At 72.2% G+C, this 25,662-nt stretch carries 19 protein-coding genes; 12 read left to right on the top strand and 7 right to left on the bottom strand.

Annotated features, from left to right (window positions below; all coding sequences use genetic code 11):
• Nucleotides 1–288: 288 nt before the first annotated feature.
• Nucleotides 289–2,538, top strand: a complete 2,250-nt coding sequence (locus OG444_RS28735) for an MMPL family transporter (RefSeq protein WP_327264896.1) — start codon at nucleotides 289–291, stop codon at nucleotides 2,536–2,538.
• 183 nt (nucleotides 2,539–2,721) lie between these two features.
• Here the strand turns inward: OG444_RS28735 and OG444_RS28740 are convergent, their stop codons facing one another.
• On the bottom strand, nucleotides 2,722–3,177 hold the full coding sequence (locus OG444_RS28740; protein WP_109778110.1) for an Lrp/AsnC family transcriptional regulator: 456 nt from the start codon (nucleotides 3,175–3,177) through the stop codon (nucleotides 2,722–2,724).
• Between the two features lie 142 nt (nucleotides 3,178–3,319).
• Between OG444_RS28740 and OG444_RS28745 the strand changes: the two genes are divergently transcribed.
• Entirely contained in the window at nucleotides 3,320–4,321 is a 1,002-nt protein-coding gene (locus tag OG444_RS28745) for an asparaginase (protein WP_327264897.1), read from the top strand.
• A 66-nt stretch (nucleotides 4,322–4,387) separates the two neighbouring features.
• Complete coding sequence (locus OG444_RS28750) at nucleotides 4,388–7,777, top strand: NACHT domain-containing protein (protein ID WP_327264898.1); 3,390 nt, start codon at nucleotides 4,388–4,390, stop codon at nucleotides 7,775–7,777.
• A 34-nt stretch (nucleotides 7,778–7,811) separates the two neighbouring features.
• On the opposite strand, the gene meaB is transcribed toward OG444_RS28750, so the two are convergent.
• Genes meaB through OG444_RS28770 form a run of 4 tightly spaced genes read right to left on the bottom strand, consistent with a single transcriptional unit; the run spans nucleotide 7,812 to nucleotide 14,085 of the window.
• Entirely contained in the window at nucleotides 7,812–8,801 is a 990-nt protein-coding gene (gene meaB / locus OG444_RS28755) for a methylmalonyl Co-A mutase-associated GTPase MeaB (RefSeq protein ID WP_327264899.1), read from the bottom strand.
• A gap of 10 nt (nucleotides 8,802–8,811) precedes the next feature.
• Nucleotides 8,812–10,998: a methylmalonyl-CoA mutase gene (scpA, locus tag OG444_RS28760; RefSeq protein WP_327264900.1), complete on the bottom strand. Its 2,187-nt coding sequence runs from the start codon at nucleotides 10,996–10,998 to the stop codon at nucleotides 8,812–8,814.
• Nucleotides 10,995–12,860: a methylmalonyl-CoA mutase family protein gene (locus OG444_RS28765; protein ID WP_327264901.1), complete on the bottom strand. Its 1,866-nt coding sequence runs from the start codon at nucleotides 12,858–12,860 to the stop codon at nucleotides 10,995–10,997. The genes scpA and OG444_RS28765 overlap by 4 nt, the downstream gene beginning before the upstream one ends.
• The gene (locus tag OG444_RS28770; protein WP_327266963.1) at nucleotides 12,844–14,085 is read right to left on the bottom strand and encodes an ROK family transcriptional regulator; all 1,242 of its coding nucleotides are present in this window, start codon (nucleotides 14,083–14,085) and stop codon (nucleotides 12,844–12,846) included. The genes OG444_RS28765 and OG444_RS28770 overlap by 17 nt, the downstream gene beginning before the upstream one ends.
• Before the next feature lie 1,239 nt (nucleotides 14,086–15,324).
• Here OG444_RS28770 and OG444_RS28775 point away from each other — a divergent pair.
• From OG444_RS28775 to OG444_RS28810, 8 genes are all read left to right on the top strand, one after another.
• On the top strand, nucleotides 15,325–16,266 hold the full coding sequence (locus OG444_RS28775; RefSeq protein WP_327264902.1) for a TauD/TfdA dioxygenase family protein: 942 nt from the start codon (nucleotides 15,325–15,327) through the stop codon (nucleotides 16,264–16,266).
• Between the two features lie 36 nt (nucleotides 16,267–16,302).
• Nucleotides 16,303–16,860 carry an NADPH-dependent FMN reductase gene (ssuE, locus tag OG444_RS28780; RefSeq protein ID WP_327264903.1) on the top strand — a complete coding sequence of 186 codons (558 nt, stop codon included), beginning with the start codon at nucleotides 16,303–16,305 and terminating at the stop codon, nucleotides 16,858–16,860.
• 45 nt (nucleotides 16,861–16,905) lie between these two features.
• Nucleotides 16,906–17,940 (top strand): ABC transporter substrate-binding protein, encoded by a 1,035-nt coding sequence (locus OG444_RS28785; RefSeq protein ID WP_327264904.1) that lies wholly within the window; start codon nucleotides 16,906–16,908, stop codon nucleotides 17,938–17,940.
• Nucleotides 17,941–17,946: 6 nt separating this feature from the next.
• Nucleotides 17,947–18,768, top strand: a complete 822-nt coding sequence (locus OG444_RS28790) for an ABC transporter ATP-binding protein (RefSeq protein ID WP_327264905.1) — start codon at nucleotides 17,947–17,949, stop codon at nucleotides 18,766–18,768.
• Nucleotides 18,765–19,763 (top strand): ABC transporter permease, encoded by a 999-nt coding sequence (locus OG444_RS28795; RefSeq protein WP_327264906.1) that lies wholly within the window; start codon nucleotides 18,765–18,767, stop codon nucleotides 19,761–19,763. Before OG444_RS28790 ends, OG444_RS28795 begins: the two co-directional genes overlap by 4 nt.
• 269 nt (nucleotides 19,764–20,032) lie before the next feature.
• Nucleotides 20,033–21,247, top strand: coding sequence for an IS110 family transposase (locus tag OG444_RS28800; protein WP_327263586.1), 1,215 nt, complete (start codon nucleotides 20,033–20,035; stop codon nucleotides 21,245–21,247).
• Nucleotides 21,248–21,383: 136 nt separating this feature from the next.
• Nucleotides 21,384–22,715, top strand: a complete 1,332-nt coding sequence (locus tag OG444_RS28805) for an LLM class flavin-dependent oxidoreductase (RefSeq protein ID WP_327264907.1) — start codon at nucleotides 21,384–21,386, stop codon at nucleotides 22,713–22,715.
• Nucleotides 22,712–22,924, top strand: coding sequence for a hypothetical protein (locus tag OG444_RS28810; protein WP_327264908.1), 213 nt, complete (start codon nucleotides 22,712–22,714; stop codon nucleotides 22,922–22,924). The genes OG444_RS28805 and OG444_RS28810 overlap by 4 nt, the downstream gene beginning before the upstream one ends.
• A gap of 285 nt (nucleotides 22,925–23,209) precedes the next feature.
• On the opposite strand, the gene OG444_RS28815 is transcribed toward OG444_RS28810, so the two are convergent.
• Together OG444_RS28815 and OG444_RS28820 are read right to left on the bottom strand one after the other, a co-directional pair.
• On the bottom strand, nucleotides 23,210–24,130 hold the full coding sequence (locus tag OG444_RS28815; protein WP_327264909.1) for an NADP-dependent oxidoreductase: 921 nt from the start codon (nucleotides 24,128–24,130) through the stop codon (nucleotides 23,210–23,212).
• A gap of 87 nt (nucleotides 24,131–24,217) precedes the next feature.
• On the bottom strand, nucleotides 24,218–24,937 hold the full coding sequence (locus OG444_RS28820; protein ID WP_327264910.1) for a DUF2470 domain-containing protein: 720 nt from the start codon (nucleotides 24,935–24,937) through the stop codon (nucleotides 24,218–24,220).
• A gap of 157 nt (nucleotides 24,938–25,094) precedes the next feature.
• Between OG444_RS28820 and OG444_RS28825 the strand changes: the two genes are divergently transcribed.
• Nucleotides 25,095–25,490, top strand: coding sequence for a cell division protein SepF (locus OG444_RS28825; protein WP_189739116.1), 396 nt, complete (start codon nucleotides 25,095–25,097; stop codon nucleotides 25,488–25,490).
• Nucleotides 25,491–25,662: the final 172 nt, after the last annotated feature.

A 25,662-nucleotide genomic window follows, 5' to 3' on the forward strand; every position in this document is an offset into this window, starting at 1 on the left:
CCCCTGGTCGGGTGACGCCTCGCGCCGCTTTCCGGGTGCGCCTCTCCCAGGCAGGCAGGGAGCGTTTTTCGGCCAACTCGATGCGATGGCTCAGATTTGGCGCGACGATGGCGCCATTGATGTGCCACTATGGCGTCACGGACTTCGGCGGCGCGGATCACGCCGCCGAGGGTGAGACGCCCGCCGTCCCCGCTCCGGGCCGCGGGTCGAACCAGCCGGCCGACCCGCCGGCCGTCCGACTCGAATCGCCCCTTCGTTCCATGCCGATCGACACAGGAGTTCTGTCTTATGGCCACCTTCCTCTACAAAGTGGGCCGTCTCGCCTTCCGGCGACGGGGCCTGGTGTCACTGCTGTGGCTCGCCGTCCTCGTCGGGGTCGGGTTCGCCGCCTCCGCCGCTCCGCCTCCGCCCACCGACACGTTCTCGATGCCGGGTACGGAGTCACAGAAGGCTTTCGACCTGCTCAAGGAGAAGTTCCCGGCCATGAGCGTGGACGGCGCGACCGCCCGCGTGGTCGTCCGGGCACCGGTCGGCGCGAAGCTCTCCGACCCGGCCGAGAAGGCCAAGGTCGAGAGCCTCGTCGGTGCGCTCGCCAAGGCGCCTGACGTCGTCTCCGCCTCCGACCCCTTCAAGACCAATGCCCTCAGCCAGGACGCCACCACGGCGTACGCCGTGGCCACGTACAAGGTCTCCGCCCTCAAGGTGACCGACGAGGCGCACAAGGGCCTCGACGAGGCACTCGAGGACGCCCGCACCACCGGGCTGGTGGTCGAGGCCGGCGGTGACGCCGTCAAGGTGGACGGAGCACCCGGCGGCGGTGCCGAAGGCATCGGCATCCTCGTCTCCGCCATCGTCCTGGTGCTCACCTTCGGCTCGATGATCGCCGCGGGCATGCCCCTGCTGACGGCCATCATGGGCGTCGCCATCGGCGGCGCGGCCATCACCGCACTCGGCAGCACCCTCGGCCTGTCCAGCACGACCTCCACCCTCGCGCTGATGATCGGCCTCGCGGTCGGCATCGACTACGCCCTGTTCATCGTCTCCCGCTACCGCTCCGAACTGGCCGAGGGCCGCGAACGCCAGGACGCCGCGGGACGGGCCGTCGGCACCGCCGGCTCCGCCGTCGTCTTCGCCGGACTCACCGTCATCATCGCCCTCGCCGGCCTCAGCGTCGTGAACATACCGATGCTCACCAAGATGGGCCTCGCCGCCGCCGGCACGGTCGCCGTCTCCGTCCTCATCGCCGTCACCCTCGTCCCGGCCCTCCTCGGCTTCGCGCCGATCAAGGTCATGCCCCGCCGGGAGCGCAAGAAGTACTACGGCAAGCCGCTCACGGAGCGTCAGCAACGCAAGGCCGACAAGCGGGCCGCGCGCCAGAAGCCGAACCTGGGCACCCGCTGGGCGACCTTCGTCGTCCGCCGCCCGCTGGCCGTACTGCTCCTCGGTGTCGTGGGCCTCGGCGTCGTCGCGGTGCCCGCCGCCGGCCTCCAGCTCGGTCTGCCCGGCGAGGGCACCATGGCGGCGGACACCACGCAGCGCAAGGCGTACGACATGCTGTCCGAGTCCTTCGGGGCCGGGTTCAACGGGCCGCTGATGGTCACCGTCCAGGCCAAGGACGCGGTGACCGCGGCCGGCAACGTGGGCAAGGAGCTCGGCAGGGTCGAGGGCGTCGCCGCGGTGACCCCGGCCACGCCCAACGACAAGGGCGACACGGCGGTCCTCACCCTCATCCCGACGACCGGACCCGCAGAGCACGAGACCGAGGAACTGGTCGGGAGGATACGCGGCATCGCGAGCGGCCTGGGCGCCGAGAACGGGGCCGAGGTCCTGGTCACCGGTCAGACCGCGCTGTTCATCGACTTCTCGCGGACCCTTGACGACGCGATGCTGCCGTACCTGGGCCTGGTCGTCGGTCTCGCCTTCGTCCTGCTGGTACTCGTCTTCCGCTCGCTGCTCGTCCCGCTCAAGGCGGCCCTCGGCTTCCTGCTCTCCGTCAGTGCGGCCCTCGGTGCGGTCGTGGCCGTCTTCCAGTGGGGCTGGCTCGCGGACCTCTTCGGCATCGACCAGCCGGGCCCGATCATGAGCACGCTGCCGATCTTCATGATCGGTGTGGTGTTCGGTCTCGCGATGGACTACGAGGTCTTCCTCGTGACCCGGATGCGGGAGGCCTACGTCCACGGCGCGCAGCCGGGCGAAGCCGTGGTCACCGGATTCCGCTACGGCGGCCGGGTGGTCGGCGCCGCCGCGATCATCATGGTCAGCGTCTTCTCCGGCTTCATCATGGAGGTGAACGTCTTCGTCAAGATGGTGGGCTTCAGCCTGGCGATCGCCGTCCTGTTCGACGCCTTCATCGTCCGCATGGCCCTGGTGCCCGCGCTCTTCGCCCTGCTCGGCCGGTCGGCCTGGTGGCTGCCCCGCTGGCTCGACCGGATCCTGCCGAACATGGACGTCGAGGGCGAGAAGCTCGGCCGCACGACCGCCACCCCGGTCCTGCCCGCCCAGCAGCGCCGGGAGCAGGAGGCCAACCTCCCGGGCTGATGACCCACCGAAGCGAAAGCCCGTACGCCGACGGCCCCGAGCCGCCGGCGCGCGGGCTTGCCCGCTGCCGGATCCCGCCGGGCCGGATCCCGCCGGGCCGGATCCCGCCGGGCCGGATCCCGCCGGGCCGGATCCCGCCGGGCCTGATCCCGGCAGCGTGGGCCAACGGTGCACGTATGCCGATCAGGGGCCGACGGGCAGGCCGTTCGGTTCCTTGATGCGCTTCATGATGATCTGCGAGTTGACCTCGGTGATGCCGGTGAGGGCCGTCAGTTTCTCGATCCACAGGCGCTCGTACGCGCGCAGGTCCGCGACGGCGATGCGCAGCAGGCAGCCGGGGCTGCCGAAGAGGCGGTAGGCCTCGATGACGTCGGGGATGTCCTGGAGGGCCGCCTCGAAGGCCTCGACCGCCTCCCGGTCGCGGCGCACCTCGACCGATACGAGCACCTCGAACCCGCGGTCCACCGCCTCGGGTGAGATCACCGCGCGGTAGCCCTGGATCACCCCGTCCTGCTCCAGCTGCCGCACCCGGCGCATACAGGGGGAGGGGGTGAGTCCCACGCGCTGGGCGAGTTCCTGGTTGCTCAGGCGGCCGTCTGCCTGGAGCTCGCGCAAGATATCTCTGTCGATGGCGTCCATGGCGCAATTATCACCCGGCGAGTGTGAACGGGCCTGGCGGAAAACGCAATCACATTGCGCATGGATCGCTCTATCATTGCTGCTTTAAGCACATATGTACGAGTGACGTATGAGTGACACGAGTGAAGGGTGGCCACGGCCAATGGGACGGATCGTCGTCATCAGCACCGGCGGGACGATAGCCAGCCGCTGGCAGGGTTCCGGCTTCGCGGCGGAGGCCGACGGCAACGAGGTGATCGCGACCGCGCCCCTCCCCGAGGGCATCACCGTCGAACTGGTCGACCTGTTCAGCGTGAACAGCCCGCGGCTCACCACCGCGCACCAGCTCACCCTGCTGCGCACCGTGCACGAAGTACTCGCCGACCCCGGCGTCGACGGCATCGTCGTCACGCACGGCACCGACACCCTGGAGGAGTCGGCCTTCCTCCTCGACCTCCACCACCACGACCCGCGCTCCGTGGTCTTCACCGGATCGCAGCGCCCCATGGGAACCGCCGACGGCGACGGCCCGGGGAACCTCTACGACGCCCTGCTCACCGCCGCGAGCACGCGCGGGCTCGGCGTGCTCATCGCCTTCGCCGGACGGGTGCACGCCGCACGCGGCACCGTGAAGACCCAGGCCGTGGAACTGGACGCGTTCGCCGACCCCTCGAAGGAGCTCTTCGGGAAGATCGGCTTCGGCAAGGTCACCATCCTGCGCACGCCGCAGCGCCCGGCGCCGCTCCCGCTGCCTGCCATGCCGGAGATCCCGCCGCGCGTGGACGTGGTGGTGCACCACGCCGACGGCGACCCGGTCCTGCTGAACGCCGCCGTCGAGGCCGGCGCCCGCGGCATCGTCCTCGTCGGGACCGGCGCGGGCAACGCCACCCCGGAGATCGTGGACGCCGTCCGGGCCGCCGTCGCACGCGGAGTGCTGGTCGCCCTGAGCACCCGCGTCATGGCCGGACCGGTCACCGAGATCTACACGCACGGCGGCGCGGTGGACCTCGTCGCCGCCGGAGCCGTCCCGACCGGCACGCTGCGCGCCGGCCAGGCCCGTATCGCTGTCCTTTCCGCGCTGCTCGCCACGGACAACAAGGTGGAGCAGGCCCGCATCCTGCGCGAGGCGCTGGGCGCGGACGGCTCGGTACTCGTCGGGGCATAACCCTCCGGGGCGGCGTCGGCGACCGTTAGGCTCCGGGCCAACGGTCGCTACGCTGCGGGGGGTTGCATGGATCCCGTGAACATCGGTATCCGGCTGGCCTCGACGGCCGTCGGACCCCTCGTCAAGAAGCTGTTCGTCACGGAGGGCGGCGGAGCCGGCCTCGTCGACAAGCCGATCCGCATCTCGGGTCATGTGTCCTTCAAGGGCGAGAAGCGCTCGCTCACGGAAGCCGATCTGCGGACGCTGGCCGCCAAGCTGGTCACGCAGGCCTTGCGGACCGGCGGCGAGCGTCCGATCGCGGCGGACGAGCGGCAGGCGGTCACCGATGCCCTCGCGCAGACCCTGCGGGGCCTCGGCGAACTGAAGATGACCGACCTGGACGCCGTCCGGCTCGGCTCGGCGGCCTTCGCCGGGGCGCTGCGCGCAGCCGCCGGCCATCCCGAACGGGAGCTGAGCGCCGACGCCACGTACTTCTACGAGCGACTCGTCGACGCCGCCTGCCTCCACATCCTGCAGTTCTTCACGCAGCGCTCGACGTTCGTGGCCCACGCCCTGGTCCAGCAGACCCGCGGGATCGCCGAACTGACGGCCAAGGTCGACGAACTGATCCGCCGCGCCCCGCTGCCCGGCGGGCAGGACGCCGCGTTCGAGCAGCTGTACCTCCCGTACGTGGAGAAGAAGCACGGCCAGCTGACCATCTACGGCATCGACCTCATCAACTCCCCGACGCGCTGGCCGCTGGACGCGGCGTACCTGAGTCTGGAGGCGACGCCGCTCGCGTTCCGCCGGCCGGTGAACGGCCCACCGCCCCCGCCCGACCGGGAAGCGCGCGAACCGGACGCGGTCACCGACGTCGTCGCAGCGGCATCCCTCGCGCACCGCACCACGCGGGACCCGGGGCCCGCAGCGGCCCCCGGCACACGGGCCCACACGTCGGCGACCGGGCTCATGGGACTGCGACCGGCGGACCAGGAGCAGGTGGGCGAATGGGTGCGGAGGTTCGCCCGGAGGTTCGCGCCGAAGCCCGCCGACCAGGCTCTCGCGGAGAGCCCCCGGGTGCTGCTCCGGGGCGAAGCCGGGTCCGGAAAGTCCACGCTGGTGCAGTGGCTGGCCGTCACGGCCGCCCGTCAGGACCTCACCCCGCAGATGGACTACCTCTACGACCGCATCCCCTTCGTCCTGCCCCTGCGTACGCTGACCCGCCATGGTGAACGGCTGCCCGCCCCCGCGGACTTCCTGTCCTCCTCCGGCTGTCCGCTCGGGGCCGAGCAGCCCCACGGCTGGGCGCACCGCGTCCTCGCGGCGGGCCGCGGCCTGGTCCTCGTCGACGGCATCGACGAGATTCCCGACGCCGAACGGGAACGGGCCCGCCGCTGGCTGCGGGACCTGATGGACGCCTACGGCGGCGACAACCGCTGGCTCGTCACCTCACGGCCCTCCGCCGTGGGAGCGCACTGGCTCGCCGAGGAGGCCTTCACCGAGCTGACCCTGTCCGCCATGGGGCCGGTGGAGGTCGCCACCTTCATCAAGCGGTGGCACGGCGCCGCAGGCGACGACGACGGGGACCGGGACGCACAGCTGAGTGCGTACGAGGCGCAGCTGCTCACCGCCGTACGGATCAAGCCCGACCTCGGGAGGCTGGCCACCAACCCGCTGATGTGCGCACTGATCTGCGCCCTGCACCGGGACCGGCGCGGCTACCTGCCGCACGGCCGCAAGGACCTCTACGAGGCGGCCCTCTCCATGCTGCTGATCCGCCGCGACCGGGAGCGGGACATGAAGGTCCCGGATCTGCGGGAGGAGCCGCAGCTCGACCTGCTGCAACGCCTCGCGTACTGGCTGATCAAGAACGGCCGCACCGAGATGGACCGGTCCCGCGCCGAGGACATCATCGCCCGCGCGCTGCCCATGGTCCCCGAGGCAGCCGCCCTGGGTGATGCGCCCGTGGTCTTCGAGCACTTCCTCGAGCGCAGCGGGCTGCTGCGGGAACCGGCTCCCGGCACGGTGGTCTTCGTCCACCGCACCTTCCAGGACTTCCTCGGCGCGCGGGCCGCGGTGGAGGAGGGCGACTTCGGGCTTCTCATCGCCCATGCCGACGACGACCAGTGGGAGGACGTCATCCGGATGGCGGTCGCCCTCGCCCGGCCGGGGGAGCGCGGGGCGCTGATCCGCGACCTGCTCGACCGGGGAGACCGCTCCTCCGGCAAGCGCGCACAGTCCCGGATCTACCTGCTCGCCGCCGCCTGTCTGGAGCACGCCACCACACTGGATCCCGCGATCCGCACGGCCGTGGAAATCTGCACCTCCATGCTCATTCCACCGTCGAACGAGCAGGAGGCGCGCGCCCTCGCGGAGGTCGGCCCCCTGATCCTGGGCCTGCTCCCGGGACCCGAAGGCCTCGGCGACCGCGATGCCTACCATGTGGTGATCGCCGCCTCGCACGTGAAGTCGGACGCCGCTCTGTCCTTCCTCACGCAGTTCGCCAGGCACCCCTTGCTCCCGGTCCGGTCCCAGCTCCTTTGGGCCTGGTCGCGCTTCGACTGCGCGGACTATGCCGATGAGGTGATCGCACGGCTGGACCCCTCGGACCTGCGTTACTCCATCCGCTCGGACGAACAGCTGCACCAACTGGAACGTCTCCAACTCCGGCCGGACCGGCTGGACATCAGGACCGAGGTGTCCCTGGAAGCCCTGGCCGGGTACTTCGACCGGAAAAGGCTCACGGAAGTCGCGCTCGCGCACGACGCCGTGACCGATCTGGGCTTCCTGAGGCAGCAGTCCGCCCTGGAAGTCCTCGACATCAACCGCTGCCCGGACCTGATCGACCTCTCCGCGATCGGCGGCCTGCCGATCCGGCGGCTGAGCATCACGACGCACCGGCCGGACATCGATCTGAGTCCGGTCGCGGACCTGGGGCGGCTGGAATCACTCAGCGTCGAGGGAACCGGGGGCATGACCTGGTCCGCGCGGACCCTGCCGGCCGGTGCTCCGCTGCGTCAGCTGGCGGTGGGTGGCTTCGCGACTTCCGCGCACGGGCTCGACGGTCTCGGTGCGCAGTCCGAGCTGAGGGAGCTGATGCTCGACGAGCTGTCCAGCCCGGCCTCGGCGGCCGAATGGCGGGAGATCGGCGACCTGCCGGCCCTCTTCCACCTCAAGGTGTTCGCCCTGTCGCTCGAAGCGCTGCCGGCGGACGCGGTGCTGCCGGGCGTCACCAGTCTGGCCCTCCTCGCGGGCGGAGGGGACAGGACCGTACAGGCGGCGATCTCGCGATTGGCCGCAGCCTTCCCGCGGCTGAACGAGTGCACGTTCATGGGGGACTTCCCCGCAGAGGGAGACATCGACGTCGCGCCACTGGCCGGGCTGTCCCAGCTGCAGTACGTCGCCGTCTCCGTCGGCAGAGAGCGCATCCGCAATGCCGAGCTGCTGCGGCCGGCCGTGGAACTGATCTGTCTGTGAGGGACCGGCGCCCGCGTCGGGCGCCGGTCCGTCCTCAGCTTCCTGCGTTCCCGAACGCCGACAGGATGCGGTCCGCCGCCGACGTCGGTGTCACCGTGCCCGCCCGGACCGCGGACTCCAGATCCGGCGCCAGCTCCCGTACCGCCGGGTCCGCCCGCAGGCGTTCCAGCAGTTCGTCGCGGACCATCGACCAGGTCCACTCCACCTGCTGCGCCGCCCGCTTCGCCGTCAGCCGGCCCCCCGCCTCCAGCAGGGTCCGGTGCTGTTCCAGGCGGCTCCACACCTCGTCCAGCCCGGCCGACTCCCGCGCGCTGCACGTCAGCACCGGCGGCGTCCAGGCCGCGTCCACCGGGTGCATCAGGCGCAGCGCGCCCGACAGTTCACGGGCCGCGGCCTTCGCGTCGCGCTCGTGCGGGCCGTCCGCCTTGTTCACCGCCAGGACGTCGGCCAGTTCCAGGACGCCCTTCTTGATGCCCTGCAGCTGGTCGCCCGTACGGGCCAGGGAGAGCAGCAGGAAGGAGTCGACCATCCCCGCCACCGTGGTCTCCGACTGGCCCACGCCGACGGTCTCGACGAGGACCACGTCGTAGCCCGCCGCCTCCATCACGATCATCGACTCGCGGGTGGCCTTGGCGACCCCGCCCAGCGTGCCCGCCGAGGGGGACGGGCGCACGAACGCCGCCGGATCCACCGACAGCCGCTCCATCCGGGTCTTGTCACCCAGGATGGAGCCGCCCGTGCGCTTCGACGAGGGGTCCACCGCGAGGACGGCCACCCGGTGGCCGAGCCCCGTCAGCATCGTGCCGAAGGCGTCGATGAAGGTGGACTTGCCCACCCCCGGCACCCCGCTGATGCCGATCCGCCTGGCCCGGCCCGCGTGCGGCAGCAGCTCCGCCAACAGCCCCTGCGCCAGCACCCGGTGAGCGGGCAGGGTGGACTCGACGAGCGTGATCGCCCGCGCGACGAACGCGCGCTTCCCGTCGAGTACCCCCTTCGCGTAGGCCTCGATGTCGATCTTCGGCACCGGCGGCCGCCTACAGCTCGTGGCCCAGGTCCGCGGCCAGCCGCGTCACCAGGTCGTGGGCCGCGTCCGGGATCACCGTGCCCGGCGGGAAGACCGCCGTCGCGCCCATCTCCAGCAGCGTCGGGACATCGGCGGGCGGGATCACCCCACCCACGACGATCATGATGTCCTCGCGGCCCTCCTCCGCCAGCTGCTCGCGCAGCGCCGGTACGAGGGTCAGGTGGCCGGCCGCCAGCGACGACACGCCCACCACGTGGACGTCTGCCTCGACGGCCTGACGGGCCACCTCCGCCGGGGTCTGGAACAGCGGGCCGACGTCCACGTCGAAGCCCAGGTCGGCGAAGGCGGTCGCGATCACCTTCTGGCCGCGGTCGTGCCCGTCCTGGCCCATCTTGGCGACCAGGATGCGCGGACGCCGTCCCTCCGCCTCCTCGAACCGGTCGACGAGCGCACGGGTGCGCTCCACGGACGGGGACTCGCCTGCTTCGGTGCGGTACACACCCGAGATCGTACGGATCTGGCTCGCGTGCCGCCCGTACACCTTCTCCAGTGCGTCCGAGATCTCACCCACGGTCGCCTTGGCGCGCGCCGCGTCCACCGCCAGGGCCAGCAGGTTGCCGTCACCGCGCTCGGCGGCGTTCGTCAGCGCCCGCAGGGTGTCCTGGGTGACCGCCTCGTCGCGCTCCTCGCGCAGCCGCCGCAGCTTGGCGATCTGCTGCGAGCGCACCGAGGAGTTGTCGACCTTCAGGACGTCGATCGCCTCGTCGTTCTCCACGCGGTACTTGTTGACGCCGATCACCGGCTGGCGGCCCGAGTCGATCCGCGCCTGCGTACGGGCCGCGGCCTCCTCCACGCGCAGTTTCGGGATGCCCGCGTCGATGGCCTGCGCCATGCCGCCGGCCGCCTCGACCTCCTCGATGTGCTGCCAGGCCCGGCGCGCCAGGTCGTACGTCAGCTTCTCGACGTACGCGCTGCCGCCCCACGGGTCGATGGACCGGCAGGTCCCCGACTCCTGCTGCAGCAGCAGCTGGGTGTTGCGGGCGATGCGAGCCGAGAAGTCCGTCGGCAGTGCGAGGGCCTCGTCGAGGGCGTTGGTGTGCAGCGACTGGGTGTGGCCCTGGGTCGCGGCCATCGCCTCGATGCAGGTGCGCGTCACGTTGTTGAAGACGTCCTGCGCCGTCAGGGACCAGCCCGAGGTCTGCGAATGCGTGCGCAGCGACAGCGACTTGGCGTTCTTCGGGTCGAACTGCTTGACCAGGCGCGCCCACAGCAGGCGGGCCGCGCGCAGCTTCGCGACCTCCATGAAGAAGTTCATGCCGATCGCCCAGAAGAACGACAGGCGCGGTGCGAACGCGTCCACGTCCAGCCCGACGGCCTGACCGGCCCGCAGGTACTCCACGCCGTCGGCCAGGGTGTAGGCCAGCTCCAGGTCGGCCGTGGCCCCGGCCTCCTGGATGTGGTAGCCGGAGATGGAGATCGAGTTGTACCGGGGCATCTTCTGCGAGGTGAACGCGAAGATGTCCGAGATGATCCGCATCGAGGGCTTCGGCGGGTAGATGTAGGTGTTGCGGACCATGAACTCCTTGAGGATGTCGTTCTGGATGGTCCCGGCGAGCTTGTCGGGGGAGACGCCCTGCTCCTCCGCCGCCACGATGTAGAGCGCGAGGACCGGCAGCACCGCGCCGTTCATCGTCATCGACACCGACATCTTGTCCAGCGGGATCCCGTCGAACAGCTGCCGCATGTCGTAGATCGAGTCGATCGCCACGCCCGCCATGCCGACATCGCCCGTCACCCGCGGGTGGTCGCTGTCGTAGCCGCGGTGGGTGGGCAGGTCGAAGGCCACCGACAGGCCCTTCTGGCCCGACGCCAGATTGCGCCGGTAGAAGGCGTTCGACTCCTCGGCCGTGGAGAAACCGGCGTACTGCCGGATCGTCCAGGGCTGGTTCACGTACATCGTCGGGTACGGGCCGCGCAGGTACGGGGCCACGCCCGGGTACGTCCGCAGGAAGTCCAGGCCCTCCAGGTCCCGCCCGGTGTAGAGCGGCTTGACGCCGATGCCCTCGGGCGTCTCCCACAGCAGGTCGGCGGCCGCGGTGCCGGTGGACTCCTTCACCGACGAGCGCCACTGCTCCTCGGTCACGCCGGAGGGGGCGGTCGGGTCGAGCGCCAGCTCGGAGAAATCGGGGATGCTCAAGACGGCACTCCCATCCGGTCGAGTACGGAGGAGAGCACGGCGACGGCGTCACAGCCGGCGAAGACGTACTCGTCCACGGAAGCCTCTGCGGTGCCCGGCCGGCCGGCGAGGAAGACGGTCGTGGCGCCCGCCGCGCGCAGGGCCTCGGCCACCGCCGCGGCCTGGTCCTCGTACAGCGCGTCGCTGGAGCAGAGCACGGCCATGCCGTCGGCGCCGCTCGCGGCGTAGGCCTCGGCGGCCGTCGCCGGATCGACCGACACCGGATCGTGCACCGGTTCGATGCCGCCCGCCTGGAACAGGTTCGAGGCGAAGGTGGCGCGCGCGGTGTGCGCCGCCGCCGGGCCCAGCGCGGCGAGGAAGATCCTCGGCCGGGCGCCGGTCGCCGCCAGATGCGCGTCGCTGCGGGCGCGCAGGGCCTCGTACGCCTCGTCGCGCCGTACGCGCGGCAGGCCGCCGGTGGGACCGGCGGGCGCGGGCTCGCGGACGACCGGCTTCTCCAAGAGCAGCGGGAACTCGCTGACGCCCGTGATCGGCTCGCGCCGCTTCGCCAGCTTCTTGGACCGAGCGGCCCAGGTGGCGGCGAGCCGCTCGGCCACCAGCCCGGAGCGCAGGGCGGCGGCCTGACCGCCGGCCTTCTCCAGGGTCTGGAAGAACCCCCAGGCGGCGTGGGCGAGTTCGTCGGTGAGGCGCTCGACGTAGTACGAGCCGCCGGCCGGGTCGATCACCCGGGCCAGGTGCGACTCCTCCAGCAGGATGGTGGAGGTGTTGCGGGAGATCCGGCGCGCGAAGGCGTCCGGCAGGCCCAGCTCGCTGTCGAAGGGGAGCACCGTCACCGAGTCGGCGCCGCCCACACCCGCGGCCATGCAGGCCACGGTGGTGCGCAGCATGTTCACCCAGGGGTCGCGGCGGGTCATCATCACCGGCGAGGTCACCGCGTGCTGGAGCTGGGCACCCGCCTCCGGGGCCCCCGAGGCCTCGGCGATACGGGACCACAGCCGGCGCGCGGCGCGCAGCTTGGCGATGGTGAGGAACTGGTCCGCGGTGGCGGCGTAGCGGAACTCCAGCTGTCCGAGCGCCGCTTCGGTGCCGAGGCCCGCTTCGGTGAGCGCGCGGAGGTAGGCGACACCGGTGGCCAGGGACAGGCCCAGCTCCTCGGCGGCGCTGCCGCCGGCCTCGTGGTAGGGCAGTGCGTCGACGGTCAGGGCGCGCACCCCGGGCCAGCCGGCGGAGATTCCCAGGGCCAGTTCCACGGCGCCGGCCGGGTCCAGGACCTCACCGGTGCGTGCCTCGTGGCCCAGGGGGTCGGCGCCCAGCGAGGCCCGAGCGGCCTCGGGGGCCACCGCGCTCTCGGTGTAGAGGCGCAGCAACGCGCGGGCGGCTTCGGCGTATTGGGCTCCGGCGTCCAGGGCGATGGGGGCGAGGTCCAGATAGACCCCGTCCAGCGCCCGGGCGAGGCCCTCGACCGGGAGCCCGCCGCTGCCGACGGTGAGCCACAGGGAGGTGACGCCGTTCTCGAGGTCGGCGAGGGCCGCCTCGTTCAGGCGCGCCGGATCGGTTCCGGCGAGGCGCTGGCGCACGTCCCAGCCGTTCGCGGTGGTGCCTTCCGGCCTGCCTCCGCGGACGAACGGGGCGAAGCCGGGCAGACCGATATCGGGAGCCGACCCGTCGGGCGGCGCGGTGTAGAGCGGGCGCGTGATGAGCCCGTCCTCGATTGGGGTGGACAACGCGTCTTCTGCGGCCTCGCCGGAGACTTCCTTGCCCGACTTGCGCAGTACGCCTTCTACAAGGCGCTGCCACTGCTCATGCGTCGCGTCAGGGAACTCGGCGGCCAGGGAGAGCCCGTCGTCAGGCAGGACCGTCATGGCTCGAATGTAGGGGAGCGCGCTCAGGTGGCACCATACCGATGGGTGTGATCTCCCCCTCTCGGGCCATGCCGAATGGATCCTGGAACACCCGGCTGAGCAGCACGGTTGCCGCGGCCTCCGGGAGGACGGCAGGTCCCGCGTGCGGTACCACGATCCGCCCGGGGTCGTCGCAGACGTGCGAGAGCTCCATCGCGGCGGCCCGGACCTCCTCCAGATATCCCTCGTCCAGGACGCTCGCCAGCTCGGTCACGACCATGACCGCCGGATTGAAGACATCCAACAGAAGAGCCGCCGCGCGGCCGACCGCTCGGGCGCGCTCGCGCAGCAGCCGGTCGGCGCGCGGGTCGCCGGTGGCGGCCGCGTCCACCAGCAGGTTGACCGAAGGGTCCGGGACGATGCCCCGGCGCACGGCCTCGGCGCCGAGCGCGGTGTCGGACGCGGTCGCCTCCAGGCAGCCCGTACGTCCGCACGCGCACGCGGCCCGGGAGCGCGGCACCGGCAGATGGGCCACGTCGCCCGCGGCCGAGCCCGGACCCTGGTGCACGGTCCCCTCGATCCCGAAGGCGGCGTCGACGACCCGGCCGATGAACAGGTGCACCAGGCTCCGGCGGGCCTCGGGCCGGCCGAAGAGGATCTCTGCCCGCGCGACGGCCCGCGCGTGGTTGTCGATCCACACCGGCAGCCCGAGCGCGGCCGACAGTTCGGCGGCGAGCGGCTTGCGGCTCCAGCCGAGGGCTGGGTGCCGTACGACGATCCCCTCGTCGGGATTGATCCAGCCGCCCAGGGCCGCGCCGACACCCAGGAGCGGCCGCCCGGCGGTGAACTCGTCGAGGAAGCGGCGGAGTCCGGAGGCGATCACGGGGGAGAGGTCGGCCGTGGGCAGCCCCTCGTGCGGGAAGGCGCGGCGGGCGAGCAGCTGCCCCCGCAGGTCGACGAGGCTGAAGGTCGAGTGCGGCACCCCGATGTGCAGCCCGGCGGCGACCGGCCCGCCGACGGCCCCGGTGTGCAGGTCCAGCGGGATCCGCGGCCGCCCCACCCCACCGCCGGGCCCGGGCAGCTCGCGCAGCAGCCCGCGGCGGACCAGGCCGGTGGTCTGCCGGGACACGGCGGCGGGACTCAGCCCGCACAGCGGGGCGATGCCGCTGCGGGCGACCGGTCCGTGGTCGAGCACCGTCCGCAGCACGGTGGCGGCATTGGCGGCGGTCCGGCTGTCACCGGCCATATGCGTCACGCGGTCTCCTCGGGGGGCAGGGGGCGTGCCCCCGATCATGCCGGTTCCCCTGCGGGGGTCAGGGGGGTGTCCCGGCCGTCCCGGGCCGTCTCTTCCGGATCCTGCCGGATGAGCCCGGGGCGTCCGGTGCGGTACGTCGCCCGGCGGGATCCGGCGGGGACGGCCCGGTCGGGGTCGCTCCAGGGCCGCCCGGTCTGTCGGTCGGTAGGTCGGGCCGGGGGGTGTGCAGGCGCAGGGGCGGCGCCGGTCGTACCCGCGCGAGGCGACACCGCGGCGAGCGCGCGTGCCGGGCCGCGCCGATCGGGCGGGAGTTTCGGGCACGCCCCGCGGTCCGGCCCGATCGGCAGGGCGAGCCATGGGGGCGTGGCCGCACGAGAGCGGCGGCGGGTCGTACCCGCGCGGGACGCGCCGACGCGGCGAGCGCGCGTGCCGGGCCCCGCCGGCCGGGCGGGAGCTTCACGTCCCGGGCCCGCGACCGGGTGGCGGGGGCGGATCCCGGCGAACGCGTGGCGGCCGCATTGCGGGGCCATGAAATCCAGCCACGCTTTTCGGCCGCCGGGGCGGGCCGGGGCGCGGGTCGGCGCGCGGGGGAAAGTGCAGGTCGTGGGCGGTGTGCGGGGTGGACTCGGAGGCCGGCGAGGGGTGCGTTCGGCGGCCGCGGGCGGGGGTTGACCGCCGCCGGGGCCGCTGACACGCTCCGGGACATGTCCGCGAACGCATTCCTCGCCCCGCGGCTCCACACCACCGGCCTCTGTACCGAGCCGGGCGCGTGTCCGGGCCGCTGTCCGGCCCCCGGCCGCGCCTGACCGCGCCGATCCGGCGCCCCGCCTGACCGGTCCACCCGGTCCAGGACGGTCCCCCGGACCCGGCTCGCGCCCGCCCGACCCGCTCCCGTCCGGTGGTGCACCCCCAGGGGTGGTGCACCACCGGACAGGTGACCGCCCGGGCCCCGTCCGGGCGGTCACCTGCCGGGGCGGCACGTCTTCGCCGTCCGTGGTTCCGGGCGGGGCCGGGTCGCCCGAGGGCCTCCGCGGCCTCGGGCGGCCGGCTGCGTACCGCCTCGTCCCCGCACGACCGTGCACCCGTACTCGTCACCGCACCCGCACCCGCACCCGTACTCGCACTCGTCACCGCACCCGTACCGCTCGGCGCAGCGCCGCGCCCTGCTGCTCCGTCACGCCATTTCTTCCGCTGCGGAAATAACTCAGCGCCCCGACCCAGGGAGTCCTCATGGCCACTGCCACAACCACCGCCGCCACCACTACCGTCACCAGGATCGGCGGCCGCATCGGCGCCGAGATCGGCGGCGTACGGCTCGGCGGCGAGCTGCCCGACGGCACCGTCGCCGAGATCCGGGCCGCCCTCCTCGCCCACAAGGTCGTCTTCTTCCGCGGCCAGGACCACCTCGACGAGGCCTCGCACGAAGCCTTCGCCCAGCGGCTCGGTGCGCCCGTCGCGCACCCCACCGTCCCGTCCGCCGACGGCCGCTACGCCCTCGGCGTCGACTCCCACCACGGCGCCCGCGCCAACCAGTGGCACACCGACGTCACCTTCGTCCCCGCCTACCCCGCCTTCTCCATCCTCCGCGCCGTCACCGTCCCCCCGTACGGCGGCAACACCCTCTGGGCCAACACGGCCACCGCCTACAGCAACCTCCCCGAGCCGCTCCGCGCCCTCGCCGACAGCCTGCGCGCCGTCCACTCCAACGAGTACGACTACGCCGCCCTGAAGCCCGACGCGCTCCCCGAGGCCCTGGCCCAGTACCGCGAGGTGTTCACCTCCACCAAGTTCCTCACCGAGCACCCGCTGGTCCGCGTCCACCCCGAGACCGGCGAGCGCACCCTGCTCCTCGGCAACTTCGTCCAGCGGATCAACGGCCTCACCGGCCGCGACTCCCGCGCCCTCCAGGACCTCTTCCAGTCGCACATCGAGAGCCCCGAGAACACCGTCCGCTGGCAGTGGCGGGCCGGCGACGTCGCGATCTGGGACAACCGCGCCACCCAGCACTACGGCGTGGACGACTCCGACGACCACGAGCGCACCCTGCGCCGCGTCACCGTCGACGGCGACGTCCCGGTCGGCCCCGACGGCGAGCCCTCCCGGCTGATCAGCCCGGAGGCCGTCCCGGACCCGGCCTTCGGCATCGCTTCCGGAGCCTCCACCACCGCCTGATCCCCCCGCTCCCCGTACGAATCCCAAGGAGCCCCCGTGCCCAGCCTGCTCGCCATCACCGGCAGCCCCTCCGCCCACTCCCGCACCGCCGTCGTCGCCGACCACGTGCTGCGCCGCCTGGCCCACTCCGGCTTCGAGACCGCCCATCTCTCCGTGCGCGACCTCCCCGCCGCCGACCTCCTCGCCGCCCGCCGCGGCGAGCCCGGGATCCGCCGGGCGCTCGAGGCCGTCGCCGAGGCCGACGGCCTGGTCATCGCGACCCCGGTCTACAAGGCCTCGTACACCGGACTGCTCAAGGCCTTCCTCGACCTGCTCCCGCAGGACGGCCTCGACGGCAAGACGGTCCTGCCGCTCGCCACCGGTGGCAGCCTCGCCCACGTCCTGACCATCGACTACGCCCTGCGCCCCGTGCTCGCCGCCCTCGGCGCCCGGCACGTCACCGCCGGCCGGTTCGTCCTGGACTCCTCCGTCGAGCGCGGATCCGGCCCCGACCGGCTGCGGCCCGAGGCCGAACTGGACCTCTACCAGGCCGTCGACGAGTTCTCCGCCGCCCTGCGTTCGACGCCCACCGCCGCCCTCACCGCAACCCCGTAACACCGCCACCACGCAGGCCCGTACCCGTACCGACAAGGAACCGTCATGCCCGCAGCCTTCACCTCGACCACCACCTCCCGACGCCAGTTCCTCGCCCTGCTCGGCATCTCGGCGGCCGCGGTGAGCTGCGGCACGGCCACCGCGGGCAGCAGCGGTTCCGGCGCCCAGATCAAGACCCTGAAGTACCAGGGTTCGGTCGGTGCCGTCACGTTGCCCGAACTCGCGGCCGACCTCGGTTACTTGGAGGACCTCAAGCTGGAGTGGGTCGGCAACACCATCAGCGGCCCGCAGGACATCCAGTCCGCCGCCACCGGCCAGACCCACTTCGGCGGCGCCTTCAACGGCGCGATCGTCAAACTCGCCTCCAGCAAGGCCCCCATCAAGGCCGTCATCTCCTACTACGGCGTCGACGAGCACTCGTACAGCGGCTACTACGTCCTGGAGGACAGCCCGATCCGCTCCGCCCGCGACCTCCTCGGCAAGAAGGTCGGCATGAACACCCTGGGTGCGCACTCCCAGGCCGTCCTCGACATCTACCTGAGCCGCAACGGCCTCGCCAAGGCCGACTCCTCGAAGGTCGAGTCGCTCGTGGTGCCGCCCGTCAACACCGACCAGGTGCTGCGCCAGAAGCAGATCGACGTGGGCGTGCTGGGCGGCATCCTGCGCGACAAGGCCGTGGCGGCCGGCGGGATCAGGCCGCTGTTCAGCGACTTCGACCTGCTCGGCAAGTTCAGCGCCGGCTCCTACATCATGACCGAGCGCTTCATCAAGCAGAACCCGGACACCGCACGGACCTTCGTGACCGGCGTGGCCAAGGCCATCGAGTGGGCCCGCACCACCCCGCGCGAGGAGGTCATCGCCCGGCAGACCGAGATCGTCAAGAAGCGCGGCCGCAACGAGGACGCCTCGACCCTCCAGTACTGGCGCTCGTACGGGGTCGCCGAGACGGGCGGCCGGATCGAGGACAAGGAGTTCCAGCTCTGGCTGGACTGGCTCGGCGAGCGCGGCGACATCAAGCCGGGACAGCTGAAGCCCGCCGACCTCTACACGAACGAGTTCAACGGCTTCGGGAAGGGCTGATCCGCCATGGCGAAGATCGTGTTCGAGGAAGTGACCAAGACCTTCCCGACCAAGGACAGGAAGAGCAAGGAGCAGTTCACCGCACTCGACGGCATCGACCTGGAGATCGAGGCGGGGGAGTTCGTGGTGGTCGTGGGCCCCAGCGGCTGCGGCAAGTCCACCCTCCTGGACCTGCTCGGCGGGCTGACCCGGCCGACGTCCGGGCGGATCCTGCTCGACGGAAAGCCGATCACCGGGCCCGGCCTGGACCGGGGCATCGTCTTCCAGCAGTACGCGCTGCTGCCGTGGCGCACGGCGCTCGGCAACGTGGAGTTCGGCCTGGAGGCGACCGGCGTCCCGCGCCGCGAGCGCAGTTCGAGGGCCCGGGAGTTCCTGGACCTGGTCGGCCTCACCGGCTTCGAGGACCGGCACCCGCACGAACTGTCCGGCGGCATGCGCCAGCGCGTGGCCATCGCCCGCTCGCTGGCCTACGACCCGGACGTGCTGCTGATGGACGAGCCGTTCGCCGCGCTCGACGCGCAGACCCGCGAGTCCCTCCAGGACGAGCTGCGGCGCATCTGGCAGCGCACCGGCAAGACCGTCGTCTTCATCACGCACGGCATCGAGGAGGCGGTCTACCTCGGCCAGAAGGTGGCCGTCATGACCTCCCGTCCGGGCCGTGTCAAGGAGATCGTCCCGGTCTCCTTCGGCGCCCGCGGCGCCGGTTTCCTGGGCGAGGACCTGCGTTCCAGCCCCGAGTTCGCCCGGTATCGCCACGAGATCTGGACCCTGCTCCACGACGAGGTGGCCCGCGCCCAGCAACTGGAGAAGGAAGAGGCCACCGTATGACCACGAACATCACCACGCCCGCCACCGACGCCCCCGCAAGGCCTGCCGAGGAGGTACGTGGCTCCGCGGGGGCGCCGGTGACCCCGGCCCCGACCCCGGCCCCGACTCCGCCTCCGGCCCAGGCCCCGTCCGCCCCGGAGACCGGCACGGCGGATCCCGCCGATCCCGTACGCGGCTCCGACGGCCCGGCCCCGCGGCCCGCAGGGCGGCCGGCCCGCCGCCCGGCCCGGACCCTGGGCCGGTGGCTGCGCGCCGCCGCCCTGCGGTCGGCGGCCCTCGTCGCCCTGCTCGCCCTCTGGGAGACCGCGCCCCGCCTCGGCCTGGTCGACGCCACCTTCCTGCCGCCGGTCAGCGAGGTCGCCACGGCCTGGTGGGACCTCCTGGGCAACGGCCAGCTCGGCCAGCACACCCGGGCCAGCCTCGCCCGCTCCTTCGGCGGCTTCGGCATCGCCGTCGTCGTCGCGGTCCCGCTCGGCCTGCTCATCGGCTGGTACCGGCCGGTGGCCGCGTTCCTCGGCCCGCTGCTGGAGGTGTTCCGCAACACCGCCGCGCTGGCCCTGCTCCCGGTCTTCGTGCTGCTGCTCGGCATCGGCGAGACCTCGAAGGTCTCGATCGTCGTCTACGCCTGCCTCTGGCCGGTCCTGCTGAACACCATCAGCGCGGTGGGCAATGCCGACCCCACCCTGGTCCGACTGGCCCGCTCGATGGACCTGTCCACCCCGCGGCTCTTCCAGAAGGTGATCCTGCCGTCCTCCGTGCCGGCCATCTTCACCGGCATCCGGCTGGCCGGAGCGGTCTCCATCCTCGTGCTGGTGGCCGCCGAGATGATCGGCGCCAAGGCGGGCCTCGGCTACCTGATCAACGCCTCGCAGTACAACTTCGCGATCCCGCAGATGTACGCGGGCATCATCACCATCTCCGCCGTCGGCGTGGCCTTCAACCAGCTGCTGGTCACCGTCGAACGCCGTCTGAGCACCTGGCGCGTCCCCGCCTGACGTCCCCCGTTATGTTTTTCGCGGTCCTGCAATGGGGCCGCTGGCCTCCGGGCCCGGTATGACTGTGTCCCCTCTGTCGAACGGATGACCTGGGGGGTGGTGTCGCCGGGTCCGTGGGGTGCCGTCGGAGACGCTGATGAGAGACCCGACCACCGCCCGGCCCGGCGCAATGCCGGGCAGAAGCGTGGGCGGCAGGTCTGCATAACGTGGATGCGCGAGCACGGTGCCAACGCAGAGGCCGGCCAGGTCAACCACCCAGGAGGGGTGCGATGTTAGACACCGGCGATGTGGGCGTCTTCCTGGGTATGGACGTCGGCAAGACCGCCCATCACGGCCACGGGCTGACGCCGGCGGGCAAGAAAGTCTTCGACAAGCCGATGCCCAACAGCGAACCGAAACTGCGGGCCGTCTTCGACAAGCTGATCGCGAAGTTCGGCACGGTGCTGGTGATCGTGGACCAGCCCGCATCGATCGGCGCTCTGCCGCTGACCGTCGCCCGCGACGCGGGCTGCGAGGTCGCCTACCTGCCCGGACTCGCCATGCGCCGGATCGCCGACCTGTATCCGGGAGAGGCAAAAACCGACGCGAAGGACGCGGCGGTGATCGCGGACGCCGCCCGCACCATGCCGCACGTCCTGCGGTCGCTGGAGCTGACGGACGAGATCACCGCCGAGCTCACGGTGCTGACCGGCTTCGACCAGGACCTCGCCGCCGAAGCCACCCGCACCAGCAACCGGATACGCGGCCTGCTCACCCAGTTCCACCCGTCGCTGGAGCGCGTTCTCGGGCCCCGGCTGGACCACCCGGCCGTCACCTGGCTCCTCGAGCGCCACGGATCTCCGGCCGCTCTGCGCAAAGCCGGCCGCCGCAGACTCGTCGAACTCATCCGCCCGAAGGCCCCACGCATGGCCGCGCGGCTGATCGACGAGGTCTTCGACGCTCTCGACGAGCAGACCGTCGTGGTCCCGGGAACCGGCACCCTCGACATCGTGATCCCGTCCCTGGCGGCCTCGCTCGCGGCGGTTCACGACCAGCGTCGGGCACTGGAAGCCCAGATCAGCAGCCTGCTGGAGGCTCACCCTCTTCACCCGGTCCTGACCTCGATGCCGGGAGTCGGAGTCAGGACCGCCGCCGTCCTGCTGGTCACCGTCGGCGACGGCACCAGTTTTCCCAGCGCCGCCCACCTCGCCTCCTACTCCGGTCTCGCCCCGACGACGAAGTCGTCCGGGACCTCGATCCACGGCGAACACGCACCACGAGGCGGAAACCGGCAGCTCAAACGCGCCATGTTCCTCTCCGCCTTCGCCTGCATGAACGCCGACCCGGCCTCCCGCACCTACTACGACCGGCAACGCGCCCGCGGGAAAACCCACACCCAGGCTCTCCTCCGCCTCGCCCGCCAACGCATCAGCGTCCTGTTCGCCATGCTCCGAGACGGCACCTTCTACGAGTCCAGAATCCCCGCCGTCACCCTCGCCGCATGACCATCCCAAACGGTCCCATACCCGACACCACGTCCTTGACGAAAGACATAGAGACACCCCCCTGACGCCCGCGCCTGACGCCCGCGCCGTCCGGGCCCGCCACCGCACGCAACGCCACCGAACACAGGGAACAGCCATGACCGCGAACCGCACCCTCCACCTCAACGCCTTCCTGATGAACGCCGGTCACCACGACGCCGCCTGGCGCCACCCCGACAGCCGGCCCGAGCGGATCACCGACCTGCGCTACTTCCAGGACCTGGCCCGCACCGCCGAGCGCGGCCTGCTCGACTCGATCTTCTTCGCCGACGGGGTCGCCCTGTGGGGCAAGGCCCGCCACAACGCCCTCGGCGGATTCGAGCCGCTCACGCTGCTCTCCGCCATCGCCGCCGTCACCGAGCACATCGGGCTCATCGCCACCGTCTCCACCACCTTCAACGAGCCCTACAACCTGGCACGCAAGTTCGCCTCCCTCGACCACATCAGCGCAGGCCGCGCCGGCTGGAACATCGTCACCTCCGGCACCGTCGACGAGGCCCGCAACTTCAACCGCGACGAACACCTGGAGCACCACCTCCGCTACGAACGCGCCCGCGAGTTCCTGGACGTTGCCACCAAGCTCTGGGACAGCTGGGAGGACGACGCGATCGTCCTCGACAAGGAGCGCGGCATCTACGCCGACACCGACAAGCTGCACCCCGCCGCCCACCGCGGCGAGCACTTCGGCGTCGCCGGCCCGCTCAACGTCCCGCGCTCCCCCCAGGGGTACCCGCTGCTCGTGCAGGCCGGTTCCTCCGAGGACGGCAAGGAGTTCGCCGCCCAGTACGCCGAGGCCGTGTTCACGGCCCAGCAGACCCTCGCCGACGGCCAGACCTTCTACAAGGACCTCAAGTCCCGCCTGGCCAAGTACGGACGTACCGAGAACGACCTGCTCGTCCTGCCCGGCATCGCCCCCGTCATCGGATCCACCGAGGCCGAGGCGAAGGCCCTGGAGCAGCAGCTCACCGACCTCCAGGTGCCGGAGTACGGGCTCGCCCAGCTTTCCGGGATGCTGAACGTGGACCTCACCGGCCTGCCGCTGGACGGCCCGCTCCCGGACCTGCCCGAGGAGCGGGACATCAACGGCAACAAGAGCCGCTTCACCCTCGTCGCCGAGCTCGCCCGCCGCGACGGCCTCACCCTGCGCCCGCTGATCGCCCGCCTCGGCGCCGGCCGCGGCCACCGCGTCTTCGCCGGCACCCCCGAGCAGATCGCCGACCAGCTGCAGGAGTGGTTCACGCAAGGGGCCGCCGACGGCTTCAACATCATGGCGCCGGTCCTGCCCACCGGCCTGACCGCCTTCGTCGACCACGTCGTGCCGATCCTGCAGCGGCGCGGGCTCTTCCGCACCGAGTACACCGGCGCCACCCTGCGCGAGAACTACGGCCTCGGCCGGCCGGCCAACCGGCACACACGGGCAGGCGCATGACCGAGTACGCCGCCGACGTCCTCGTCGTCGGCGGCGGACCGGCCGCCACCTGGGCCGCCGGGGCGGGAGCCCGGTTCGTCCTCGCCGACAAGGGCTACCGCGGTACGAGCGGCGCCAAGGCCGCGGGCGGCACCGGTGTCTGGTACGTCCCGCCCGAGCCCGCCGCCCGGGAGGCCGCCATGGCCTCCCGGGAGGGCCTCGGCGGATAACCGGCGGACCGCCGCTGGATGGCCCGGGTCCTCGACGCCACCTACGACCGGATGAACGAACCGGCCGCGCGGGGGCGTTACCCGTTCCCCACCGGCCCCGACGGGCAGCCGCTCCGGGGCGGCCTGCAGGGACCCGGGTACATGCGGCGGATGCGCATCCGGATCCGCGCCCTCCTCAGCGGCGCCCTCGGCACCAACACCGACACCGGCGACGGCGCGCTGTTCGCCGCCGCCCCCTGCCGCAGGACCCGGCCCCGGCGGCGCGCACGTGTGCCGCGCGGCGGCTCAGACGGTGAGGACGATCTTGCCACGGGTGCGGCCCGCGGCGCTCAGCTCCCAGGCCTTCGCGGCCTCCGCGAGCGGCAGCACGCTCTCGACGTTGACCGTGAGGCGGCCCGAGTCCGCGAGTTCGGCGAGGAAGGTGAGGTCGGCGGTGTCCGGCCGGACCCACAGCTGGTGCGCGCCCTTGGCCGCGGCCTCGTAGTCGGCGATGGACACGACCCGGTCGCGCTGCTTGACCAGGGACTGCAGCACGTCGACGGCTCCGTCCCCATGGAAGTCGAGGCCCGCGTCGATGCCGTCCGGCGCCAGTGCGCGGATCCGGTCGGCCATGCCCTCTCCGTACAGGACCGGCTCGGCGCCGAGGGAGCGCAGGTAGTCGTGGTTGTGCGCGCCCGCCGTGCCGATGACCCGCAGGCCGAGCGCGATCGCGATCTGCACGCCGAAGGACCCGGTGCCGCCGGCCGCGGAGTGGATGACCACCGTCTCCCCGGCCTTGAGGCCCGCGCGGGCGAGCGACTGATAGGCGGTGAGGCCGGCCAGCGGGATGCCCGCGGCCTGCTCGAAGCTCAGCTCGCGGGGCTTGCGGGCGAGGGTGCGGACGGGGGCGGACACCAGCTCGGCGTACGTGCCGAGCTCGACCCACTCCTTGCGGACGTACCCGTACACCTCGTCGCCCACGGCGTAGTCGAAGGTGTCCTCGCCGACCGCTTCGACGACTCCGGCCACGTCCCAGCCGGGTATGACCGGGTGGCGGACCTCGAGGATCGGGTCGAGGTATCCGGCGGCGAGCTTCCAGTCCACCGGGTTGACCCCGGCGGCCCTGACGCGGACGAGCACCTCGCCCGGGCCCACCTTGGGCTGCGGCACGTCAACGAGCGTGAGGGAGGCGGGGGTTCCGTATGCGCTGTAAGTGATGGCCTTCATGATCGACCCCAACGCGGGGCCACGAACGCGTATTCCGGGCCGTCGGCCGTCGGCCGTCGGCCGTCGGCCGCCGGGCCGGCCGCGTCGTCAGGCCGGCAGGGTGTTGCGGTGCGAGCTGCGCCGGGCCGCGCTGAAGAGCGCCTGGATCTGCGTCCCCGCCTGTTCGACGTCGTCCAGGGGCGAGGGGAAGGGCAGCCGCACGTCGCGGTGGCCGCGCCGCTCCTCCAGCCGCAGGGTGATCCCGTACCGGTCCATGGCGACGGGCAGCGCGCGGACCACGGAAGCGGTCGGCAGCGGCCGGACCAGGCGCAGCAGCAGGGTGACGAGGTCGTGGTGGTCGTCGAGGAGGTGCGTGAGCATGCCCGCCTCATACGGGGCCAGCGGGTCGGGGCAGGCCGCGTCCAGCTCGTCGAGCCCGACGTGCGAGCGGCCGTCCGCGGTCTCCAGGACGGCCCGGTCGAATTCCATGCAGGTGGAGTTGACGCCGGAGTCGTCGGCCAGGTCGGTGTACGGGGTGAGCAGGCGGCCCAGCACGGTGACGCGGGCGCGCACCCGGTGCCGTACGGGGGTGGGGGCGACGTCGGTGAACTCCAGCCGGATGGTGGGCCGGTACTCGCCCTCGCCACCCGGTTCGGCGGGGTGCAGGTGCAGCCGCCCCATCGGGTCGCTGCCGTCGAGGTGGCGGACCTCCGACCGCAGGCCGTCGGTGACCACGGTCATGGAGTGGGCGGCGGTGAGGATCGACCGGATGCGCTCGGCATCGGTGGGCCGGTCGGCCGGGGTGGCGGGGGCACCGAACAGGCGCATGCGGATCTCTCCATCGTCCGAGTGACTTAGGTATGCCTAACCTAACCTATCTGGCTCTTGGAGGGCACCCGTCATGGCTCGTGTCGTTGTTGGGCTGAACGGGTGAAACGCGAGAGGATGGGGGGATGCACATGAAGCGCACGGCCGGGGCGGCCCGGTGAGCAGGTACGACGTCACCGACGAACAGTGGGAGGGGCTCGCGCAGGTGGTCCCCCTGCGCAGTCGCAACGAATGGCCCTCCCGGGTGGACCACCGCACGATTCCCAAGGCACCCGGAGCCTCGGCGGCGGAACAGCGGCGCTTCGTGGTGATCAGAGTCCAGATCTTCGCGGACGCCCGCGAGGTGGCCGAGTACCTGATCGCGCAGATCCCGGTGCTGCTCGACCTCACCGGGGCGGACAGCGAAGTGGCCAAGCGGATCCTGGACTTCAGCAGCGGCGTCGTCTTCGGACTGGGCAGCGGGATGCACCGGGTGGACCGGAACGTCTTCCTGCTCGCGCCGGTGGGGACCGAGGTCGAGGGGATCGCGGCCGCGGCCGTCCCCCGATCGTAGGAAGGTCTCCGCGAGGGAACGGTTCGCCGGAGCCACGGGGGGTCCGGCGGGCCGTACCGTCCCGCGCATGGACGCCACCCTGGACGCGACGGCGGGGCGGACCACCGCCACCGCCGCCGTCGCGTTAGCCGACACCCCTGCCGTTCCCGACGAGGCCGGGCGGGCCGGTGAG

Source organism: Streptomyces sp. NBC_01232, assembly GCF_035989885.1.
Lineage (GTDB): Bacteria > Actinomycetota > Actinomycetes > Streptomycetales > Streptomycetaceae > Streptomyces.

Coding starts and splice junctions, on each gene's coding strand:
- OG444_RS28735 (WP_327264896.1), top strand. CDS start 289: ATGGCCACCTTCCTCTACAAAGTGGGCCGTCTCGCCTTCCGGCGACGG.
- OG444_RS28740 (WP_109778110.1), bottom strand. CDS start 3,177: ATGGACGCCATCGACAGAGATATCTTGCGCGAGCTCCAGGCAGACGGC.
- OG444_RS28745 (WP_327264897.1), top strand. CDS start 3,320: ATGGGACGGATCGTCGTCATCAGCACCGGCGGGACGATAGCCAGCCGC.
- OG444_RS28750 (WP_327264898.1), top strand. CDS start 4,388: ATGGATCCCGTGAACATCGGTATCCGGCTGGCCTCGACGGCCGTCGGA.
- OG444_RS28765 (WP_327264901.1), bottom strand. CDS start 12,860: ATGACGGTCCTGCCTGACGACGGGCTCTCCCTGGCCGCCGAGTTCCCT.
- OG444_RS28770 (WP_327266963.1), bottom strand. CDS start 14,085: ATGGCCGGTGACAGCCGGACCGCCGCCAATGCCGCCACCGTGCTGCGG.
- OG444_RS28775 (WP_327264902.1), top strand. CDS start 15,325: ATGGCCACTGCCACAACCACCGCCGCCACCACTACCGTCACCAGGATC.
- OG444_RS28785 (WP_327264904.1), top strand. CDS start 16,906: ATGCCCGCAGCCTTCACCTCGACCACCACCTCCCGACGCCAGTTCCTC.
- OG444_RS28790 (WP_327264905.1), top strand. CDS start 17,947: ATGGCGAAGATCGTGTTCGAGGAAGTGACCAAGACCTTCCCGACCAAG.
- OG444_RS28795 (WP_327264906.1), top strand. CDS start 18,765: ATGACCACGAACATCACCACGCCCGCCACCGACGCCCCCGCAAGGCCT.
- OG444_RS28800 (WP_327263586.1), top strand. CDS start 20,033: ATGTTAGACACCGGCGATGTGGGCGTCTTCCTGGGTATGGACGTCGGC.
- OG444_RS28805 (WP_327264907.1), top strand. CDS start 21,384: ATGACCGCGAACCGCACCCTCCACCTCAACGCCTTCCTGATGAACGCC.
- OG444_RS28810 (WP_327264908.1), top strand. CDS start 22,712: ATGACCGAGTACGCCGCCGACGTCCTCGTCGTCGGCGGCGGACCGGCC.
- OG444_RS28815 (WP_327264909.1), bottom strand. CDS start 24,130: ATGAAGGCCATCACTTACAGCGCATACGGAACCCCCGCCTCCCTCACG.
- OG444_RS28820 (WP_327264910.1), bottom strand. CDS start 24,937: ATGCGCCTGTTCGGTGCCCCCGCCACCCCGGCCGACCGGCCCACCGAT.